The 19,563-nt window shown below is 37.7% G+C and carries 18 protein-coding genes and 1 other annotated feature; of the genes, 2 read left to right on the top strand and 16 right to left on the bottom strand.

The window, feature by feature from the left end; translation table 11 throughout:
- Positions 1 to 40 precede the first annotated feature (40 nt).
- Entirely contained in the window at positions 41 to 742 is a 702-nt protein-coding gene (gene sigK / locus MKY13_RS12840; protein WP_339213120.1) for an RNA polymerase sporulation sigma factor SigK, read from the top strand.
- A gap of 121 nt (positions 743 to 863) precedes the next feature.
- Here the strand turns inward: sigK and mtnN are convergent, their stop codons facing one another.
- From mtnN to MKY13_RS12910, 14 genes are all read right to left on the bottom strand, one after another.
- Positions 864 to 1,556: a 5'-methylthioadenosine/S-adenosylhomocysteine nucleosidase gene (mtnN, locus tag MKY13_RS12845; RefSeq protein WP_191700312.1), complete on the bottom strand. Its 693-nt coding sequence runs from the start codon at positions 1,554 to 1,556 to the stop codon at positions 864 to 866.
- Positions 1,557 to 1,598: 42 nt separating this feature from the next.
- Complete coding sequence (locus MKY13_RS12850; protein ID WP_339213122.1) at positions 1,599 to 2,261, bottom strand: DUF1510 family protein; 663 nt, start codon at positions 2,259 to 2,261, stop codon at positions 1,599 to 1,601.
- Between the two features lie 158 nt (positions 2,262 to 2,419).
- Positions 2,420 to 2,905 (bottom strand): transcription elongation factor GreA, encoded by a 486-nt coding sequence (gene greA, locus MKY13_RS12855; protein WP_191700314.1) that lies wholly within the window; start codon positions 2,903 to 2,905, stop codon positions 2,420 to 2,422.
- Between the two features lie 352 nt (positions 2,906 to 3,257).
- Positions 3,258 to 3,893, bottom strand: coding sequence for a uridine kinase (udk, locus tag MKY13_RS12860; RefSeq protein WP_191700315.1), 636 nt, complete (start codon positions 3,891 to 3,893; stop codon positions 3,258 to 3,260).
- A complete protein-coding gene (locus MKY13_RS12865; RefSeq protein WP_339213125.1) occupies positions 3,894 to 5,171 on the bottom strand; it encodes a U32 family peptidase in 1,278 nt (425 codons plus the stop codon). It lies immediately after the preceding gene.
- A 19-nt stretch (positions 5,172 to 5,190) separates the two neighbouring features.
- Complete coding sequence (locus MKY13_RS12870) at positions 5,191 to 6,123, bottom strand: peptidase U32 family protein (RefSeq protein ID WP_339213127.1); 933 nt, start codon at positions 6,121 to 6,123, stop codon at positions 5,191 to 5,193.
- Between the two features lie 5 nt (positions 6,124 to 6,128).
- Positions 6,129 to 6,761 (bottom strand): O-methyltransferase, encoded by a 633-nt coding sequence (locus tag MKY13_RS12875; RefSeq protein ID WP_191700318.1) that lies wholly within the window; start codon positions 6,759 to 6,761, stop codon positions 6,129 to 6,131.
- 537 nt (positions 6,762 to 7,298) lie between these two features.
- Entirely contained in the window at positions 7,299 to 8,390 is a 1,092-nt protein-coding gene (mltG, locus tag MKY13_RS12880) for an endolytic transglycosylase MltG (protein WP_339216934.1), read from the bottom strand.
- A gap of 223 nt (positions 8,391 to 8,613) precedes the next feature.
- Positions 8,614 to 9,126 (bottom strand): DUF1292 domain-containing protein, encoded by a 513-nt coding sequence (locus tag MKY13_RS12885; RefSeq protein ID WP_339213129.1) that lies wholly within the window; start codon positions 9,124 to 9,126, stop codon positions 8,614 to 8,616.
- 71 nt (positions 9,127 to 9,197) lie between these two features.
- Positions 9,198 to 9,488, bottom strand: a complete 291-nt coding sequence (locus MKY13_RS12890; RefSeq protein ID WP_191700320.1) for a DUF1292 domain-containing protein — start codon at positions 9,486 to 9,488, stop codon at positions 9,198 to 9,200.
- 148 nt (positions 9,489 to 9,636) lie between these two features.
- Positions 9,637 to 10,053, bottom strand: coding sequence for a Holliday junction resolvase RuvX (gene ruvX / locus MKY13_RS12895; RefSeq protein ID WP_191700321.1), 417 nt, complete (start codon positions 10,051 to 10,053; stop codon positions 9,637 to 9,639).
- On the bottom strand, positions 10,050 to 10,322 hold the full coding sequence (locus tag MKY13_RS12900; protein ID WP_191700322.1) for an IreB family regulatory phosphoprotein: 273 nt from the start codon (positions 10,320 to 10,322) through the stop codon (positions 10,050 to 10,052). The genes ruvX and MKY13_RS12900 overlap by 4 nt, the downstream gene beginning before the upstream one ends.
- Before the next feature lie 117 nt (positions 10,323 to 10,439).
- Positions 10,440 to 13,112: an alanine--tRNA ligase gene (alaS, locus tag MKY13_RS12905; protein WP_339213132.1), complete on the bottom strand. Its 2,673-nt coding sequence runs from the start codon at positions 13,110 to 13,112 to the stop codon at positions 10,440 to 10,442.
- Positions 13,113 to 13,178: 66 nt separating this feature from the next.
- Positions 13,179 to 13,386: a binding site (T-box leader), on the bottom strand.
- A 54-nt stretch (positions 13,387 to 13,440) separates the two neighbouring features.
- Complete coding sequence (locus tag MKY13_RS12910; RefSeq protein ID WP_339213134.1) at positions 13,441 to 14,589, bottom strand: MFS transporter; 1,149 nt, start codon at positions 14,587 to 14,589, stop codon at positions 13,441 to 13,443.
- A gap of 105 nt (positions 14,590 to 14,694) precedes the next feature.
- On the opposite strand from MKY13_RS12910, the gene yeiL reads away from it, so the two are divergent.
- The gene (gene yeiL, locus MKY13_RS12915; RefSeq protein WP_339213136.1) at positions 14,695 to 15,363 is read left to right on the top strand and encodes a transcriptional regulator YeiL; all 669 of its coding nucleotides are present in this window, start codon (positions 14,695 to 14,697) and stop codon (positions 15,361 to 15,363) included.
- 69 nt (positions 15,364 to 15,432) lie between these two features.
- Here the strand turns inward: yeiL and MKY13_RS12920 are convergent, their stop codons facing one another.
- Both MKY13_RS12920 and MKY13_RS12925 read right to left on the bottom strand, forming a co-directional pair.
- Positions 15,433 to 16,665: a NupC/NupG family nucleoside CNT transporter gene (locus tag MKY13_RS12920; protein WP_339213138.1), complete on the bottom strand. Its 1,233-nt coding sequence runs from the start codon at positions 16,663 to 16,665 to the stop codon at positions 15,433 to 15,435.
- 341 nt (positions 16,666 to 17,006) lie between these two features.
- A complete protein-coding gene (locus MKY13_RS12925; protein WP_339213140.1) occupies positions 17,007 to 19,502 on the bottom strand; it encodes an ATP-dependent RecD-like DNA helicase in 2,496 nt (831 codons plus the stop codon).
- Between the last annotated feature and the right edge of the window lie 61 nt (positions 19,503 to 19,563).

The following is a 19,563-nucleotide window of genomic DNA, read 5'->3' on the forward strand; positions in this document are numbered from 1 at the left end:
TTATCATATACTGTCGAAAAGACGAAAGGATGTTTATTGCTTGAGCGGTTTTGTGACAGCATTGCTTCAACTTTGGCTTGAGCTTCCCGCACTATTGGGCTACTTAAAAGGGCAGACGTTTTATAAACCTTTATCACGTGAGGAAGAAGAAGAAGTCATTAATCGCTATATTAATGGCGACGAAAATGCACGTATCGAACTAATCGAACGTAATATGCGCTTAGTTGCCCATGTCGTAAAGAAATTCCATCCCCCTCATGACTTACTGGACGATTATATTTCCATTGGAACGATAGGTCTTATGAAGGCAGTAAGCAGTTTTACACCCGAAAAAAAGACCCGCCTCGCTACCTATGCAGCTCGTTGTATTGAAAATGAAATTTTAATGCATTTGCGAGCTCAGAAAAAAGTGCAAAAAGACGTATCATTATTCGAACCAATCGGAGTCGACAAAGATGGACAGTCGCTGCAAATACGGGATTTACTTCAGCTGGATGAACCTTCAACAGTTGAAAAAATTGAGTTACGGGAAGATTTCGCACAGCTGTATCGTTATTTGGATACGTTAGACCCCCGTGAGCTTGAGATTATCTCTTATCGCTATGGCTTACAGAATTTTGACCCGCACACTCAAAAAGAAATTGCAAAGCGTCTCAATATCTCGCGCAGCTATGTTTCCCGCATTGAAAAGCGTGCGCTTATTAAGCTTTACCAGCAATTTAAACATAGTGAAAAAGAATAAGTTCTTTTCTACGAATATATAGGAATACCGAAAACATTGATTTTTATTGACCGCTAATTAAAACTGCCTAATCCTTTATTAGCGATTAGGCAGTTTTTAAATATCTCGGTAGATTAATTACTTATAATTTTGTAATGGCATTTAACACTACTTCTGTCGAGTGCTTTGCTGCAACAGGTAAAAACTCATCAAATGACATACCCGATTCTTGTCCAGCAATATCGGATAATGCACGAATAACAACAAATGGGGTATTGAACTGATGGCAAACTTGCGCTACTGCAGCTGCTTCCATTTCCACTGCTTTCATTGTTGGAAAATCTTTTCGAACTGCTTCAACACGTTCAGGATTGCTCATAAACACATCGCCTGAACAGATGAGACCAACACTATAGTGATGTTCCCCTACTTCTTTTACAGCTTCTTTTGCGACTTCCATTAAGCTTTCGTCTGATTTATACGCTGCCGGCATACCCGCCATTTGACCGATTTCATAACCAAATGCAGTTACATCTACATCATGATGGCGCACTTCATCAGAAATGACAATATCCCCTACATTCAAAGCGGCATCAAAGCCACCTGCAGAACCTGTATTAATTACAACCGTCGGATTAAATTTCTCCAATAAAATCGTTGTTGACATAGCTGCATTTACTTTTCCAATACCGCTTTTTAACAGGATAACTTCTTTTCCCTCGTATGTACCTGTTGTGTATTCACTGTTTGCAATTGTTTCAGTATTCGTATTTTGTAGAGCACCTCGTAATAATTCCACTTCCTGCTCCATTGCGCCAATTACTGCAATCTTCATTTGTTAATTCCTCCAATAAAACTATTTCTTTAAATTATATAGTTAAATACCTTCTAGGGTGTTCAGCACTTCCACTTGAGTAGGCTTCCATCCTTCATTGTCAATCCATTCAATACTTACCCGATATTTTTGTTCCTTATCCATTGATGTCACAACAGCAATTGCACTTTTAGCATTTCCGTTATTATTTACACGTAATACTATACTGTTGTCCTGCTCCAATTCAATTACACTGAAGATTGCCTTTAGCTTTTCCTCATAGTCAATATGCCCTTTTTCGAATGTGGAAACATGTTCACCTGTTTGTGCAGTTGGATACACTGGCCAATTTGGATTTGTAATTACTTCTTGTACGGCTGGATTATCAGAATTACTTACTGTATCCTCAGTTTCTTCAGGTAATGAGTCCGCGTCATTAGATGCATCTTCATCCTCTTCCTTAACAACTTGCCCATCTTCATCTACTTGTCCATCTTCTGCAGCTTCCGATCCATCTGCAACCGAATTAGCTGGCGGCTCGTCTTGCTGTGCTTCATTATCAGGTGCTGGATCCCTGGAAATAATAAAAATCAATGTCGCAACAATTAATACAGCAACAATTGCGATCAGGTAGTTTAGGCTTTTATCCGCTTTTTGAAATTTCGATTGTTTTGCTTTTTGTTCCGCATACTGTTGTCGTGTTTGAAATCGCCGTTTACGTTCCATTCCAATCTCCTCCTATGCAAGATTATTTTAGCATTAGAAAAACAGATTGTGCACTAAAAACATACGAAAGAAAATCATTTCCGGAATTCCTTACATACCTTCCATTCATTGCCACAAAAGAAAAGCAGCTAGCGATTTTAATGCTAACTGCTAAGAAATTATTTTACTTCTAAAATAACAACTTCCATATCTCCGCCCGGTGTAGTTAATTTAACTACATCATCAACATGTTTTCCCATTAACGCCTTTGCAATCGGTGAATCATTTGAAATTTTACCTTCCATCGGATCAGCCTCTGCAGAACCAACAATCGTGTACGACTCTTCAAAATTAGCACGTTTTCCATTAATTAACTCATCGAATGTAACAGTTTTCCCTAGGGAAATAGAAGTTGATGAATCATCTTCTGTAATAATTACGGCATTGCGAAGCATTTGCTCGATTAACGAAATTCGTCCTTCCACAAAGCCTTGCTCTTCTTTTGCTGAATCATACTCCGAGTTTTCCGATAAGTCACCAAAGCTACGAGCTGTTTTTATACGCTCTACAACTTCCGGACGCTTAACTGTTTTAAGTGTGTTTAGTTCATCTTCTAATTTTTGCTTTCCTTCAAGTGTCATTGGATATTGTTTTTCATTTGACATTATTCCCACTCCTTAGTAATAACTTGAAAACGTTTACTTTTCTACGTTTTTTCTCTTCTGTATTAGCGTTCATAAATAACAGAAAACCCGACTACTAGTTTACAGTATGTGTAAATTACTTCTTTTAGAAGAGATTTACACTGCAAATACTAGCAGCCGAATTTCATGAATACTTATTTATCAATCAATAAAGTTTCGGCATAAACTACGTCCAGATTTTATTCAAGTTCACTCGAATAACTTTCTAAAAAAATCTGTGACATTGCCATTTACTAACTTTTACATCCACCAATTAAAAATATGAGAGTTGTATAAAGTAAAATGTAAATATTGTAAATACTACATCATCATATTACAAGTTTGCATCAGTTTCAAGAATTGTTTTTATTTTCGTAACCATTAAGTCAATAGCAACGTTGTTATCTCCACCTTCTGGAATGATAACATCGGCATATCGTTTCGTTGGCTCGATAAACAGATTATGCATTGGACGAACTGCTGTTAAGTATTGTTCGATAACAGAATCAGCTGTACGACCACGCTCTTTAATATCACGCTGAATACGGCGGATAATACGTAAGTCCGAATCCGTATCAACGAATAATTTAATATCCATTAAATCGCGTAAGTTTTCATCTTCCAATACTAGAATCCCTTCGACTATTATAACATCTCTTGGCTCTACATGTATTACATCGGCCGAGCGTGTATGTTGAACATAGTCATACACCGGCTTTTCTACCGGCTGATAAGACAATAGCTCATTAATATGTTGGATTAATAACTGATTATCAAACGCAAGAGGGTGATCATAGTTTGTATTTAGACGCTCTTCAAACGTCATATGACTTTGATCTTTATAGTAATAATCCTGTTCGATTACAACTACCGAACGATCTTTAAAAACATCATATATTGCACGTGTTACACTCGTTTTACCTGAGCATGAGCCACCTGCGATCCCGATGACAACTGGTCGCTTTGACATTTAGTTATTCTCCTTTCGCATCATATCAAAGTGCGATAATGAGCGATCTACTTTAAATTTTACAATTTGCAGTGGGTGTCGGGCAACATCAAGTTCATTGCCGTCTTCATCCCATATTTGACCAACTGTCATTTTGAATGTTTCCATATTTGGACCGAAAAATTCAACCGTATCTCCCGGTTTGAAATAGTTTCGTTGTTCCAGCGTAACCATTTGTGTTTCAGCATCATAATCCATTACAAATCCTGCGAAGTCCCATTTCATTTTATGTGAATGGAAGCCGAACATTTGCTGTTTATAACTTGGTTCACCTTCAAAGAATGATGAAGCTGTTGCACGGTTTGCACAGCGTGCTAGCTCTTCTAGCCACTCTTTTTCAAACTTGAAATTTTCCGGGTCAGCACAGTAGGCATCGATTACTTTGCGGTATACGGAAACTACAGTGGCTACATAGTGAATTGATTTCATACGGCCTTCCACTTTTAACGAATCAATGCCCAGTTCAATCATATGAGGGATAGATTCAATTAACTTCAAATCTTTTGGACTCATTGCGAAAGGTGCTTCACCTTCGTTAAATAATGCCACTTCTTCACCGTCATTGTTCTCATATAAATCATAATCCCAACGACATGATTGACAGCAACCGCCTCGGTTCGAGTCACGTGCTGTCATATGGTTGGAAAGCGTACAGCGTCCTGAATAGGCAATACACATTGCACCGTGCACGAATGCCTCGATTTCAATGTCTACCTCCTCTTTCATTTTGCGCATTTCTTCCCCGCCTACTTCACGTGCTAAAACTACTCGTTCTAAACCTTCGTCTTTCCAGTACTTTACAGCTTTCCAGTTCGATAAAGATTGCTGTGTCGACAAGTGGATTTCTAAACTTGGCGCTGCCTTTTTACAAGTTTCGATAATTAGTGGATCTGCAACGATAATCCCTTTAGCACCGGCACCCTCGATTGCTTGTAAATATTCTTCCAGCCCGTCCATATTTTCATTATGGGCAAAAATATTTGTCGTTACGTAAATAACCGCGCCGTATTTGTTGGCGAACTCAACGCCTTCCTTCATTTCCTCGATTGTGAAGTTACCCGCATTTGAACGTAACCCGAATTCCTGACCACCGATAAATACCGCATCTGCACCGTAATGTACGGCTACTTTTAATTTTTCTAAGCTTCCTGCTGGTGCAAGCAGCTCAGGCTTTTTCGTAATAACTGTTTTTCCGTTAATTGTTTCACGGATTTTTTCGTTTTGAATTAACTGTAGCATGTTGCCTTCGTTCTCCTTCCTAGTAAACTGTTTCTTTGAAGATGAAGCCAGTATCCAGTGGGCGTAACGCTGGCTGAATTGCTTCCACTTGCTCAAAAAGGTCTGATTTAATATCGTCATATGCATCTTCGCCTTGTTCAAAGTACGTATCGATTGCTTGACGGTAAAGATTTGTCACTGTCACAACATAATCAAATGATTGGAGAACACCATCAATTTTCAATGAGTCTATTCCTGCTTCAAATAATTCATTCAGTTCTTCGATAATACACATATCATTTGGTGAGAAAATGTGCGTACCGTTTAAATCTTCGTAAATCGGGTATTTATTTTTACGTTCTTTATCATGTAAAAACATATTTTTATTTTCTTTGCGATTTTCAATTTGCATCGCTTCATCACGGTATAAGAAATAGTTCCCTAATAGTGAACGCTTTGATTGGAACATACAAGTCATTCCGTGCACTTGCACTTCAATTTCATGTTTTGTATTTTCTTTGATTTCAATGACTTCATCAACAGAAAGTTCACGGGCAAGTACAGCACGCTTACTGCCACGTTCGCCCCAATAATTCACTTGGAAGTAATTTGTCGCTGTCGTTTCAGGGTTCCAATGCAATGGAATAGTAATACCTAATTCACGTACCGCTACGATAACCGCCGGATCACCAAAGATGAGTGCATCGACGCCAATACGTTGCATTTCTTTTAAATATTCATCCAGTGCATCTAAACGGTCATTATGAAATAAAGCATTGACAGCTACATACACTTTTTTATCTGCAGCATGGATTAATTTCGTAGCTTCTTCCACTTGTGCTACTGTAAATTCTCCAGCCAATCGCAGACCAAATTTCTGTTCACCAATAACGAAAGCATCTGCTCCTGCATCAAGTAATGCAGCCACATGCTCAACGGATTGGGGAGTAAGTAATAATTCTGGTTTATTCACTCTAATCACCTCTTCAAACAAATTAACAATCCATCACCGACTGGGAAAAAGGCGCTCGTATAATCCGGGTGCGACATAATCCAATCTGAGAATGTTTTTAAATTACGAATCATTGTTCTTTTTCTTCTAGGCACTTCTTTTATATCTAAATTCGAAAGCCCATGCATGTACATATTATCGATATACAATACCCCACCCGATGGAACGAGTGGCGCGTATTTCTCGAAAAACTTCATGTACTGACCTTTTGCCGCATCAATAAAAACAGCATCAAAAGTAGTTGGAAGCATTTCCGTATCTACCTCTAACGCATCACCTTCAATTATTTGTATACGGTTTGCCGCCTCTGACCTTGCAATGAACTCTTTAGCATATTGAACGCGTGATTCATCCCGTTCAATTGTCACAATCTGACAATCGGGCAATGCTTTCGCCATTCGCAGTGCAGAATAGCCAATGGCCGTACCAATTTCCAAAATAGCTTTCGGTTTTTGAATACGCAATATTTGATTCAATGATTCAATTCCGGCAAGCTGCATAATTGGGACATGATGTTGTTTTGCGAAGTTTTCCATTTCTACTAATAACTCATCACGCTCAGAAATGAAGGAAGCAATATAAGCGTCTGATAATTCCATTCTTCATTCTCCCTTTACCTGGTTGTTTACGCATATCTTATATCCATAAGAAAAAAGACGAAACGAAGATGTTTGCGCCTACAAAATTGTTATATAAGGACAAAAAATCACAACTTATAATAGCATGAAAAGAAAAGGAATGCGAACAATCTTTTCTAAAAACCATCATTAGAAGGAATTTAGAAGCCATTCGGTTCCTTTTCTTCTAATTAACGGACTCTTCACCATAACATGGGGGTGTTTTTCTAATAAATTTTCACTTAGTTGATTGGTGTGCTACGGTAAGGCCGCGATAAACCCACGTGATACGTGTCTTTAACACTGCCTTTATTACCGTTTGAGAGGCCCACCAATCCCAAAATTATGCCCTCGTTATAAAGTGAAGTAAAAAACACCTAATCAAGAACGTAGTACAACGGACGCGCGCTTCAAAAACACTTGCTTCAACGCGTTTGCCCCGTAGCACAACAGAACGCACTTCATTAGAAAATCTTATTTTTTTAATTTTGACTTCCTCAACTTATGGTGATGAATCAATTAACGCAAATACTTCTCAATATTTGCCAAGTGCTCATCATATGATTTTGCAAAGTGATTCGTACCTTCTTTATCTGCCAGGAAGTATAAATAATCGGTTTGTGAAGGATTTAAAGCCGCTTCAATAGATGTTTTCCCCGCCCCCGCTATCGGTCCAGGAGGTAATCCTACATTCTGGTACGTATTATACGGGTTGTCCACTTCTAAATCTTCATACAACACACGATCCTTATGTGAACCTAAAGCATATAAAACAGTCGGATCGGTTTGTAATGGCATATCAATATCCATACGGTTGTAAAATACACTAGCGATTGTTTCACGGTCAGTTTGCGCTGTTGCCTCTTCTTCAAGTAATGATGCAAAAGTCAACAATTCGTGCACTGTCATTTCACGTTCTTCCAAAATCGGTGTATATTCCGAAACAATTGTGTTCATCGAAGTGAGCATTGTATTTACAATTTCTTCAATCGATGGATTTTCTTCATAAAACGGATATGTTGCAGGATATAAATAACCTTCCAATGCATGGCGAATATTTTCATTTAAAATATTTTCTGTTAATAGATCTGGATATTCAGTCATTAACTGCTCTATATAAGCAACGTCCGTAACTTTTTTCATGAAATCTTCTGCTTTATGGGGTGTATTTTTCTGTATGACGCCAGCAACCTGCTCAAGTGTCAATCCTTCTGGAACCGTCATTGTAAATACCGGCTCTCGATATACTCTACCCGTTTTCAAGCTTTCAATAATTTCATCCAATGTCATTGATTGTGTTAAAGAATAGTCACCAGCCTGGAATGCAGATTCATTTTTAAATTTTGTATAATATTTAAAAATCCTCGCATCTTTAATGATTCCCTTTTCTTCTAGAATGCTTGAAATCAAAGTAATCCCGGAACCCATTGGAATTTCAACTTCAATTTCCTTATTTGATTCTGGATCCATTGGTTCTAATGCGGATGTAACATAGTTATAACCTGAGTATCCTGCAATCGCGATAATGATGAGAACGACAAGTGCGATGATTCCTACAATTTTTCGCACAGTTTTAACTTCTCCTTTACGTTCATTCATCTTATTGAACATTTCCTTTTTTGAATTTTCATCTAGCACGGGAGCCCCCCCTTTTTCTCTTTCATATGATACATAAATTTTACTTCCGATACAATAATGAACAATGAATGTTGCATGTTTTGTATTTTATTAGCGACGTTTTAAAGAGAAAAATGTTCTTTTTCCAAATATATTAAGAAACCTCACAGCACTATAAAAAAACCTAACTAACGAATAACGTCAGTTAGGTTTTGGACTAATTTTGTGATAATGAGTTTAAAACTTGCTCGACCATTGCCCACTCAGCATCGGTTTCGATTGGTAAAAGATCTTCTACTTCACCATTTTCACCAGGAATGTACGCAGAAGCGAATACTTCTTCTAGCTGTGGTTCACCGTCTTCTAAAGTAGCGTAAAATAAATAATTTTTCCCGCCATTTTCAAAACGATGTAAAATTTGGCACATAATTTCTTCATCGTTATCATTCGTAATTGTGAAGTAATTTGTTTGATCTGCACCAAACTCAGCCATTACGGTATTCATTACTTCTTCTACCATTGCCCATTCTTCTTCTGTTTCAATATCAGAGAAGCCGCCCATCTCGCCATTTTCATCCAAAACATAACGCAATGCTGAAATACCAGCCACTTCATCACCAACTAGCGTAAACAGTACATAAGAATGTTCATCTGAATCAAAATTGAATATGACGCGGCATTGTTGCTCCCCGCCATCTTCTGTTTGTAAAATAAAAATATTTTCTTCCATTAAATTTCCTCCTAAATAATAAAACAGAGAAGGCTCGTCACCCACTCTGTTTTTTTATAATATCGAATGAATTATTCTTCTTCGCCTAATTCGTCTTCAATTTGGTTTAATACTTCTTCGATTAAATCCCATTCTGCTTCAGTTTCGATAGGCGTTAATTCGCCATCTTCACCATTTTCAGCAGGTACGAATGCAGATGCAAAGATTTCTACTGCTCCATCTTCATCTTCTTCTGCACCTACTAAAGAATATAACACGTATGATTTACCGAATTCTTCCGAATCAAAAGTGTGTAAAATTTCGCAAAGTTGTTCATTGCCGTTTTCATCGACTACAGTAATATTGTTTTGTTGTTCTGACATGAAAGTCACCTCTTCATTAAATTTAAGTATTGCCGGTTGTTGCTTCGTATATTATACATAAAGCCATTGCATTTAAATACAAATAAGCCCTAACAAAAGCAACATTGTTAGAAAAGCTCAAACTAATTGCCTTGATTGAATAGAGCGTTTAGTTTTTACTGTCTAAATAACCTTGTAAAATCATGACCGCAGCCATTTTATCAATTACTTGCTTGCGTTTTTTTCGGCTAACATCCGCTTCAATAAGCATGCGTTCAGCAGCCATCGTCGTCATACGCTCATCCCACAGTTTGACAGGAAAACCGAAAGTATCTTCCAATAACTTTTTATAGTTCTCAGAAGCTTCCCCACGCGGACCGATAGTATTATTCATGTTTTTTGGATAACCCACAACGAATTCAGTAACATTGTGTGCCTTTACAAGTTCGTTAATACGTTCAATCCCAAACTTGCCTGCTGCTTCATCAATTTTTATTGTTTCGATTCCTTGCGCTGTCCAACCGAACGCATCACTAATTGCTACGCCGACTGTTTTCGAGCCGACGTCTAAACCCATAATCTTCATTTTTCTGCCTCAGCATTCCTTCTAATATAAAACTTCACGAGCTCCTCTAAAATTTCATCGCGCTCCAGCTTGCGGATTAAATTACGTGCGTCCTGGTGGCGAGGGATGTATGCCGGGTCACCAGATAATAAATACCCTACAATTTGGTTTGTTGGATTATACCCTTTTTCCTCTAAAGCCGTATACACCTTCAGCATCACTTGCTTTACTTCTTGTTCCATAGATTCCTCTGGAAAACTAAATTTCATCGTTTTATCGAAAGAACTCAAGACCAGCACCTCGCTTTCAGCAATAAAGAGATGGAGCATAGAAGCCCATCTCCATTTTTATCATTATAACTTATTCCCGCAAGCACTTCAAATATGCTAGTAGTAAATTTTAGATGTTTAGAAAGATTTTACTTTTTCATAGACTCCATTTAACGCTTCTTCTAGTTTTGAAGCATCTTTAGCACCAGCCATAGCCATATCAGGACGACCGCCGCCTTTACCGCCACATGCTTCAGCAACAACCTTTACAATGTTACCGGCATGGTAGTTACCACCTACGATATCTTTCGTTACACCTGCGCATAGCATTACTTTATCGCCATCTACTGCACCTAGTACAATAACAGCTGCCTGCATTTTTTCTTTTAAGTCATCCATCATTTGACGCAATTGATTATTATCTTTTGCATCCACTTTTGTTGCAAGTACTGTTACGTCACCGATTTTTTGTGCTGCATCCAATACTGCCCCCGCTTGAGCATTTGCAATTTTTTGTGATAATGATTCATTTTCACGTTGTAATTGTTTATAGTCTGCCTGTAGACCTGCTACACGTGTTGAAACATCTTTTGGATTTGCTTTTAATAGAGCTGCTGCTTCATTTAAAATAGCTTCTTCTTCTTTGATTGCTTCATACGCCGCTTTACCTGTTACAGCTTCGATTCGACGAGTACCTGCACCGATACCACCTTCTGAAACAATTTTGAAGATACCAATTTCTGAAGAACGGCTTACATGCAGTCCACCGCATAGCTCAATCGAATAATCTGAAACAGCTACTACGCGTACAACATCACCATATTTTTCACCGAATAGAGCCATTGCGCCCATTGCTTTTGCAGAATCGATATCCATCTCCTGAATTACAACTTCGATGTCTTCCCAAATTTTTTCATTTACTGCACGCTCTACTTGTGCAAGTTCCTCTTTTGTTGCTGCACCGAAGTGAGAGAAGTCGAAACGTAAACGGTCAGGTCCAACGTAAGAGCCTGCTTGTGCTACATGGTCACCTAATACATCCTTTAAGGCACGGTGCATTAAGTGTGTTGCTGTATGGTTTTTAAGGATTAATTTACGTTTTGATTCATCTACTTTCGCAGTAGCCTCATCCCCAACATTCATTTCACCTGATTCCACTACAACAGTGTGTAATGGTTGACCATTTGGCGCCTTTTGAACATCTTTAACAATGGCAGTGAATCCGTCTGCTTCAATAACTCCAGTATCAGCAATTTGACCACCCATTTCAGCATAGAATGGTGTTTCAGAAAGAATAATTAATGCCTCTTCACCTTCATTAGCCGTTGTCGTTTCTTGACCATTTACAACAATCGCAGCAATTTTTGCTGAAGCTTCTAATGCATCATAAATAAATGTTGATTGCTGTTTTAAGTTTGAAAGCACTTCGTTTTGCACTTGCATAGAATCAACATCTGCACGCGCGTTACGAGCTCGATTACGTTGTTGTTCCATAGAAGCTTCGAAACCATCATGATCAACTGTCATGCCAACTTCTTCTGCATATTCTTCCGTTAATTCGATTGGGAAACCGAATGTATCGTAAAGACGGAATGCATCCGGTCCAGGAATTACAGTTTCACCTTTTGCTTTTTGACTCTCAACTACTTCGTTAAAGATTGCAAGTCCTCCATCAAGTGTTTCATGGAAGCGAACTTCTTCGTTTTTAATAACACGTTGAATAAATGCTTCCTTTTCTTTTACTTGTGGATAGAAATCTTGCATAATCTCCCCTACAGTCGGAACTAATTCAAACATAAACGGCTTTTCAATACCGATTTTTTTCGCGTAACGAACTGCTCTACGTAATAAACGACGTAATACATAGCCTCGTCCTTCGTTTGATGGCAATGCTCCGTCACCAATTGCAAATGCTACTGTACGGATATGGTCAGCAATTACTTTGAACGGTGTATTAATATCTTCTGCTGAACCGAAGATTTCTTTTAAGTCTACTTCGTGCGGGCGTTTGTATGAACGGTTAGCAAAGCTTTCAGTTTTTTCAATGATTGGCATGAATAGATCTGTATCAAAGTTCGTTGGTACATTTTGTACAACAGAAACTATACGCTCCAGACCCATACCTGTATCAATATTTTGCTTCGGCAGTGGCGTATATGTTCCATCAGGATTGTGATTGAATTGAGAAAACACTAAATTCCACACTTCTAAATATCGCTCATTTTCCCCACCTGTATACATTTCTTCTGGAGGTGCCCCAAAACCATATGCTTCACCACGGTCATAGAAGATTTCTGAGTTCGGACCAGATGGACCTTCTCCGATATCCCAGAAGTTTCCTTCCAAACGAATTAAACGCTCTTTCGGAATACCGATTTCGTTGTGCCATACATCATAAGCTTCTTGGTCTTCCGGGTGAATAGTTACTGATAACTTTTCCGGATCAAAGCCCATCCATTTTTCGTCCGTTAAAAATTCCCAAGCGTAATGAATTGATTCTTTTTTAAAGTAATCCCCGATTGAGAAATTCCCCAGCATTTCAAAGAAAGTATGGTGACGTGCTGTTTTCCCTACATTCTCGATATCATTTGTACGAATAGATTTTTGTGCATTTGTAATACGTGGGTTATCCGGAATAATACGTCCGTCAAAATATGGCTTTAATGTCGCAACTCCCGAGTTGATCCATAAAAGTGATGGGTCATTAATTGGCACTAATGGTGCGGATGGTTCAATATGATGTCCTTTTTCTTTAAAAAAATCAAGATATAGACGACGAATTTCAGAACCTGTCATTGTTTTTGTAGTCATAATTATATCCTCCTGTAATGTTTTTGAAGTACGATGAATTGGGCACAAAAAAAGCCTTCATCCCGGTAAAGGGACGAAGACTGTTATCTCGTGGTACCACCCTAATTTATAATGCATAAAGCATTATATCTCAAGTGCTTATAACGTAAGCATACGGCAGGTATTAGCTGCACTCTGGAGTAGCTTTCCGTAATTTTCGCGGAGATTTTTTCAGCCAAGAAATCTCTTTCTGCTCACGAAGTCCAATACGTACTTGTTCCATCATCGTTTTCATTAATATATGTTCTTCATTATAGAAAATTGACTACGTGCTGTCAATCCGCATTCCTTAATAATTAAAACGATTTTTCGTCAATAGTATCAATACAATAGCTGGTCCTGTACAAATAACCATTCCTAAAAATGCCAAACTAGGTTCAACTTCATACAGAGCTCCACCTAAAAGCGTTAAGATCGCAGCACTTAAACTCATTGCAAGCGCAGAATAAATCCCCTGTGCATTCGGGATTTGTTCTTTCGGTAATGCTTGAGATATGTAGCGGATGAATGCGTAATGCGCCATTGCAAATGACAGTGCGTGAAGTGCCTGAGACACAATAAACATAGGCATATTTGGAAAAGCATATATCATAATCCAACGTACAGTTGAACCAACCGCTGCCAATAACATTAACGATGATGGCTTCCACTTCGTTAAGAACGTATCTGCTTTTAAAAAGTAAATAATCTCAAATAACACTGCGACATTCAATATCATTCCAATATAAAAAGGATTTACATTTAACTCCTGTAAATATATATATCCATAGTTATAGTAAGAGGCATGAGCTCCTTGAAGTAAGATCACTACAAATAATACGACGATGAAACTTTTTACATCAAAAAGCCCTCTCATCGATAATGTTTTCCCAGTTTCTTTAGGGGGAGCTAAACTCAATACATTAGGAGCGGGCATGAGTTGAATTGCTAATAATGCAGTTAAACCGAAAATCATCGCCCATAAAATCATTTGCTCGCCGTACATTCCCGTAATCATACTAATAATTAATACAGCAACTACATAGCCAAATGACCCTAGTGAACGCGCCTTTCCATAATGAATTCCACCTTGCTGCATTAATGTCGCTGCGCTGCTTTCCACTGCAGGTAATAATGCGGGATACAATGCACTAAAAAGCATCGTCATGATGAATAAGCCTACAAAAGAATCGATTGGTACATAAAGTAGTGCAGTTACTAAAGACGCCACTGTGAAGAATATAAGTACATTTTTATTGCTCATTATTTTTGAGACATACGGGAAAATAAGGATTGTCGAGATTGCTCGTGCAACTAAACCAAACCCCATAATAATACTCGCATCTGAAACGGTTAAACCTTTGTCATTAATAAGCCAGCCTGTCCAATAAGGCAAAAATATACCCCACGTAATAAAGAACATAAAAAAATTCTTTGCCAGCCAACGCTGATTGTTCATAATAATATAGCCTTCTTCCATTCTTATAATGTTGAATAATAGCACGACAATTTGTACAATAATGTGAGATATCTCATATTTTATATTAAGGAGTTGCTTTATAATTTGAGAAAGTTATCACTAGAAGAAAGTAAACCTTATATTGAGCAATACCCTATTTCTCAATATTTTTCATTTGATATTAATCCTTTTATACAAGTTTATGAATTTGATAAAGGGGAGTATATTTTTCATGAGCATTCTTTTCCCGACTATTTGTATTACATGATTGAAGGAAAAGCAAAATTATATGTTACACATAAAAACGGGAAAATTTCTCTAATTGATTTTATAACATCTCCTACATTTATGGGAGAAATGGAATTATTAAATGCAGAACGTTACTCAAAAGGCATCCAGACCGTTACAACATCCATTTGTTTTGCAATTTCCATCCGTGAAGTGAAAGAAAAATTATTAGCTGATCCGGTATTTTTAAAAATGCTCTGTCTTTTTTTAAGTCAAAAAACTATGGATATGACAGCCAAATATACTCAAAACCAGGCTTATCCATTAGAAAATAGACTGGCATCATTCATTTTACTATCGTCTGATAAACAATTCTATAAAGAAAAACATACAGAGGTATGCGAATATTTAGGGGTATCATACCGACATTTATTATTTGTTCTGGCACAATTTTGCGAAGAAGGATACTTAACGAAGAAAGATCGGGGTTATGTCCTAAAAAATCGACAAGTACTAGAAAAGCTTGCTAGCGAAATTACTTACTAAAAAAAGACTGCGCTAAACTAACTTTTAGCACAGTCTCCTATACAAGAACTTCTTATGTTTTAAACAAGTTTACATAAACATGCCTGCAATAGCAGCTGATAATAGAGATGCTAACGTACCTGCAGCAACTGCCTTAATCGCAAGCTTTGCAATCATTGGTCGTTTATCTGGTGCCATACCACCTAAACCACCGATTAAAATACCCATTGAGCTTAAATTAGCAAATCCGCATAGCGCAAATGAAATGATAATAGCTGTCTTATCCGAAAATTCACCAATCACAGGACCGAAGTTAGAATACGCTACAAATTCATTTAAAATTAATTTTTGACCGATAAACGAACCAGCGCGAACTGCTTCATCCCAAGGAACACCGATTAAAAATGCCAACGGAGCAAATACATATCCTAAAATGCCTTCAAGTGTTACGTTATCTAAGAATGACCACCCTGTAAAGTTACCGATCCAACCAGTAACGCCTCCTAAAAGGCCATTCAGCAATGCGATTAATGCGATGAAACTTAGTAACATTGCACCAACGTTTACTGCTAATTTTAAACCGTCAGATGCACCGGATGCAGCAGCATCAATAACGTTTGTCGCTTCAGAATTACGTTCTAGTTTGAAATCTGCTTCATCGATTTCTTCTGTTTCAGGAATCATTAGCTTTGCCATAACCAAACCTGCTGGAGCGGCCATGAAACTTGCAGCCAATAAGTATTCAAGAGGCACACCTAATAAAGAATACCCGATTAATACAGAACCTGATACCGATGCAAGTCCACCAGTCATAACAGCGAACATTTGTGACTTTGTCATTTTATTTAAAAATGGACGAATAACAAGCGGTGCTTCAGTTTGGCCAACGAAAATATTTGCTGCAGCATTCACTGATTCTGCTTTTGTTGTGCCTAACACTTTTGATAAAAAGCCACCGATAATTTTAATGATAAATTGCATAATCCCTAGATAGTAAAGAACAGAGATTAAAGAAGAGAAGAAAATAATAATCGTCAATACACTCATTGCAAAAACAAATCCGACATTATTCGGATCTGCTAATCCGCCAAATACGAAGGAAATCCCTTCATTTGCATAACTTATTAACTTTTGTACCCCTTCAGAAAGTTGCATTAATCTTTCACGACCATATGACCACTTTAATACGATAAATGCGAAAACTAGTTGTACAATTAAACCTGATATAATAATTCTCCACTGAATTGCTTTACGGTTATTTGACAATGCTATAGCAATCGCTACGATTCCAACAATACCTATGATTCCCCAAACGAAATCCATGTTTGCGCACCTTCTCCTTTAATTTTGTAAACCTTTTCATTTTACATTATTTGACATCAAACTTCGGACATCATATAAGTTTTTATTATACTAACATAATCACATACATATTATTAATTAATAGTTTCTTTAAAAACTTCTGACATTTATATTTTGCGACTTTAATGCTTAAAAGTGTTATGTCGTAATTCCCTTAACTTTATATTATATTTTAAAAACATTTCCCTTTTTCGATGAAGATAAACAATCCACATTTTATAAAGCATTTTGAAGTCAAAAAAACTTTAATAAAACAAAAAACCAGCTATTTTCATTCAGAAATGAAAAAATAGCTGGTTTTATTATTCATTAAAATCATATGGAGAAATGTCATTCATGCCTATTAATGGATGAATATACGGTGCAGTTTCCACTGTTAAATGATTCGGTAATGATTCTCCGATTTTATGTGAGGAGGTAGTATTTAGTAGACCTAACTGTTCAGAAGATGTTTTTGATTGTTTTTTTTCACTAATTCCTTCTGTTTTTACCTCTTTTTCCGGTATTTCATTTACTTCCTGTATTTCTGTAATTTCAGGATCAAGTCGAGCCTTTAATGTTGTTAGTCGTGTTAAATCATCATTTTTGGCTAACCCATTCGCTAATACATCCGGCTCGCCACATAAAATTAAAAAGTTTTTTGCGCGTGTTATTCCGGTATACAGTAAATTTCTACGTAGCATTTTAGAGTAGCTGCGAACTACCGGCATAATAACCGTTTGAAATTCCGAACCTTGGGATTTATGAATTGAACAGCAATAGGCCAAAGTAATTTGATTTAAATCCGCACGTTGATAGGTAACTTCAATTCCATCATAACTTACGATTAATAAATCCTGCTTTTCCACTGTTTCCTTTGCCCGAATAATGGAAATCACTTCACCCATGTCACCATTAAATACATTATTATCCGGCTGATTGACAAGCTGGAGTACTTTATCGCCGATTCGGTATATCGTATCTCCAAAAACAATTTCCTTTCGTGATCCATTATTTGGATTCACAAGCTGTTGTATTTCTTTATTCAAGCTATCAATTCCAGCCGGACCTTTATACATTGGCGCAAGTACCTGAATGTCACGGATTGCCTGCCCTTTAGCAAGAGCACCTTTTACAATTTGTGTAACAACACTTGTCACTTGTGCAGTTCCGGCTTGAATGAATGAGCGGTCCGTTGTTTTAGCAGTTAATGTTTCCGGAACGGTCCCCTTCTTAATCTGATGGGCCATTTCAATAATCGTAGACCCTTCTGCCTGCCGGTAAATATCGGTTAATTCCACTGTTGGAATTTGTTTGGATGCAAGCAAATCTTTCAATACCTGTCCAGGACCTACAGGCGGTAACTGATCCTGATCTCCTACAAATACTACCTGTACATCTTCATGAAGCGCTTTAAGCAACTGATGGGCAAGCCACGTGTCTACCATTGACATCTCATCGATAATGATAAGACGACCGACAACTTCACGCTCCGTTTCCTCATCCTTTTCCTGACCATTAAATCCTAATAAGCGGTGAATCGTCATCGCTGGTAAACCTGTTGATTCGGCTAACCTTTTTGCTGCCCTACCAGTTGGTGCTGCCAGGACAATAGGAAACTGCTCTTCTTTTTCCGCATAAGTTTTTGGATTCAATGATAATCCATGAAGTTCTGCATAAACTTCGACTAAACCACGCACAACGGTCGTTTTCCCTGTACCTGGACCACCTGTTAAAATCATAACGGCAGAGTTTAGAGCGGTTTCAATAGCCAGTGCTTGCGTAGGTGCATATGTCACATCATACTGTTCTTCAATATCACCAATTGCTTTACGAATTTCATCACGCGAAAAATTCTCTGCTTTTTTATTTTTTTCTTTGAGCTCATTTATCTTGCTGGCAATGCCGACTTCACTAAAATACAGAGAAGGTAAATACATACGAGTTTCTTCACCGCAAATTTTTGATTCTTCCCGCATTTCAATCGCTGCCTTCGAAATTGCCTCGTATGGAATTTCAATACGCTGACTTTGCTCAAGCATTTCTTTAACCATTGGAAGAACCATTTCTGCATCCAAGTAGACATGACCTTCTGATAATGCTGCATTTGTCAGTACATGAAATATAGCCGCTTTTATACGGTCCGGGTGATTTCCCGTTATCCCTAGCTTCGCACCAAGTTCATCGGCACGAATAAAACCGACCCCTTCTACTTCTTCAATAAGCCGGTAAGGATTTTCTGTTAATAAACTTAAGGTTTCTTCCCGATAAGCCTGATATATTTTCATACCAAGCTGTGGTCCAAATCCCCACTCATTGAGGCGAACCATTACCCTCTCTAACCCTAAATTTTCTTCGATTGTTTGACGAATGAGCAACTTCTTTTCAGCAGATAAACGAGGAACCGCATCAAGTGCATATGGATCTTCTAATATTTTGGTTAACGCATCCATACCCAACTTTTCAACAATTATTTCTGCCGTTTTCCGGCCTACCCCTGAAAATAAGTCGCTTGATAAATAATGGACAATGCCTTGCTCTGTTGTCGGTACTTCTTTTTCAAAAGTTTCAATTTGAAATTGCATCCCGTATTTCGGATGACTTTTCATTTGTCCGGTGAATCGATAGAGTTCATCGTCTACTAACTTCGGAAAATAGCCTACGACAATAATTTCTTTTTCATCATACTGAAGGTTTGTTTCTTGTATTTTGACACGAACAATGGAGTACATATTCGTTGTATTATGAAAAATTGTTACAATAGGTCGACCTAAAATAAATAGCTTATTTATGTCAAACAAATTTAGATTTTCCGCCATTTTCATGCCACGCTTTCTAATAATTGTATGCTCATTTTATCATACACGCAGCGCCCTGTCT

It is taken from the genome of Solibacillus sp. FSL W8-0372 (assembly GCF_037969735.1).
In the GTDB taxonomy this organism is placed as follows: domain Bacteria; phylum Bacillota; class Bacilli; order Bacillales_A; family Planococcaceae; genus Solibacillus; species Solibacillus faecavium.